The organism is Bacillus sp. JJ1566, assembly GCF_036962685.1.
Classification (GTDB): domain Bacteria; phylum Bacillota; class Bacilli; order Bacillales; family Bacillaceae_L; genus Ferdinandcohnia.
In genome coordinates, this window is the sequence record NZ_JBALOP010000096.1 from 1 (window position 1) to 2,085 (window position 2,085).

At 30.7% G+C, this 2,085-nt stretch carries 3 protein-coding genes; 2 read left to right on the forward strand and 1 reads right to left on the reverse strand.

Going from position 1 to position 2,085, the window contains the following annotated elements; translation table 11 throughout:
* Window positions 1-199: 199 nt before the first annotated feature.
* A complete protein-coding gene (locus V7112_RS23690) occupies window positions 200-373 on the reverse strand; it encodes a hypothetical protein (protein WP_335424427.1) in 174 nt (57 codons plus the stop codon).
* 223 nt (window positions 374-596) lie between these two features.
* On the opposite strand from V7112_RS23690, the gene V7112_RS23695 reads away from it, so the two are divergent.
* Window positions 597-1,013 (forward strand): hypothetical protein, encoded by a 417-nt coding sequence (locus V7112_RS23695; protein ID WP_335424429.1) that lies wholly within the window; start codon window positions 597-599, stop codon window positions 1,011-1,013.
* Between the two features lie 258 nt (window positions 1,014-1,271).
* Window positions 1,272-2,085 (forward strand): acyltransferase family protein (locus tag V7112_RS23700; protein WP_335424432.1); only part of this gene is annotated, 814 nt, incomplete at its 3' end.

A 2,085-nucleotide genomic window follows, 5' to 3' on the forward strand; every position in this document is an offset into this window, starting at 1 on the left:
ACCTTATAATACGAACGGGGCAGGTTAGTTTAATAAGAATATAACCAAATTTTTTATGTTTTTGTAGATGATTTTGTAAATTAAAAAAGATGACTCAATATAGTAAATCGAGTCATTACTTTCCTATAACTTAATTACTTATTTATCACATTACATCGAACAAAGTTTTCTAAATGTTTCCCTTTTGAAACTCCATAATCTATTTTTTGCTCTTTTTATTTTTAAACATTAGAACAGTTGCGAGTATAATTGTCGCTGCTCCAATCAACCCAATTATTATTGCTATAGTTTGAGACATAATAGGAAATCTAGATAATGCTACTAATATCAAACCTAAAACAAGAATAATTACATTTATTGTTTCTTTACTCATATGTTCCGCCTCCTATAAATATTATATCGTCAATTGTTCGATATTTTTAAAAAAGTATTGGGTTCCAGTTATTTTTGCACTATATCATTTATTCAATTAAAGGGTGCGATTATCTAAGAAGGATTTAGGCACTTTTTTGTTGAAGTCATTAAACTAAAGGGACAGAATAGTTCAATATGATTTGGGTAGATATGGTAAAATTTAAAGAGGTGGAGAGAACACAATGAAAAAGTATGTTTTTTTAATATTTTTATCTTTTGTGTTAATGTTGTCCGCTTGTTCACAAGGTGAAGAAGATAAACTAAATGAATATATGAATGAAGAGACTTCCTATGATATTTCTACTGAATTTAACGAAGGTGTAGTTAATATTGATATACCAATGGTCAATATAGGAGAGGAAGATGTTCAAAACGAAACAATTATATTGATTACAGCAGTTAAAACTTATCCTAGAGAGAAATTAAATTTATTTGATGAGGTAAATCTCCATTTCTTTGAAAAAGATACTGATAAAACTGTTGCAGAAGTTCAAGTAAAAGGAGATACATTGATGGAAACAGATTGGAAGAATCTAAGAAGTTTTACCGATATTCCAGATAATGTTGATAGTTATGATTATAAATGGGAACATAAATAAATTTATTGTGCTAACAGGTGCGTTGGTCCAAGAAGGATTAAGGCACTTTTTTGTTGAATTCCTCATTGAGCTAAAGGAGCAGGTTAGTAGAAGTAGGAATTAACTTATTATCTATATAACAGAAGGACGATAATGCAAAAAAATGATTGATCAAGAATAAGAGATTATTAACTGTGAATGTAATCTTTTTCCAATAATGGTGAAATATACGTTACTATTATTTAAAGTATAACTTTTAATGGGAAAGGAGTTTTAAAGGTGAAAAAAGAGAGTGATCATTTATATTTCATCGATAATATAAAAATAGCTTTAATTATGCTTGTAGTAGCTCACCATGCTGGACAAGCCTATGGACCAGGTGGTTGGTGGTATTTTTTGGATGATGAATCTATCAACTGGCTGGGCAGGTTTTTCTCTGTAAATGCAGCATTTTTTATGAGTATGTTTTTCTTTTTATCAGCCTATTTTCTCCCTCAATCAATCGCGAGAAAAGGGCCGAAACGGTTTTTAAAAGAACGGCTTATTAGAATTGGTATTCCATTACTACTGGGATTTCTCATGATAATTCCTATTCTGATGTATTTATATTACATTAATTTCAGAGATTATGAACCCATCTCATTTTTTTCTTACTATGTTAATATATTTTTTGGGCTTGGTAGTGAACCCACGAATTGGTCTGGACCATCATGGCCTGATATGCAATTTGGCCATTTATGGTTTTTAGAGCATTTACTTGTGTATGCGGTTGTGTTTTCAGTCTGGACCTTCTTTTCATTTAAGAAATCCACAAAAAAATTTGATGGAAACATTAGGGTTTATCAGATTCTCTCCCTGTGGTTGATCATTAGTTTAGTGACTTTCATTACAAGGATATGGTTTCCTATTGATCATTGGACAGCTTTCCTAGGATTTATTCAAACAGAATTTGCACATGTACCACAGTATGTGAGTTTCTTTTGTTTAGGCATTATGGCCTATCATCGCAAATGGTTTTTAACTTTGAGTTCGAGAGTAGGATACATCTGGCTTATTATTGGAGTATTAATAGTAACTATTTTGTATTTTGGAG

Bases quoted from the DNA above. Each gene is read 5' to 3' on its own strand.
- V7112_RS23690 (WP_335424427.1), bottom strand. From the start codon at position 373: ATGAGTAAAGAAACAATAAATGTAATTATTCTTGTTTTAGGTTTGATA.
- V7112_RS23695 (WP_335424429.1), top strand. From the start codon at position 597: ATGAAAAAGTATGTTTTTTTAATATTTTTATCTTTTGTGTTAATGTTG.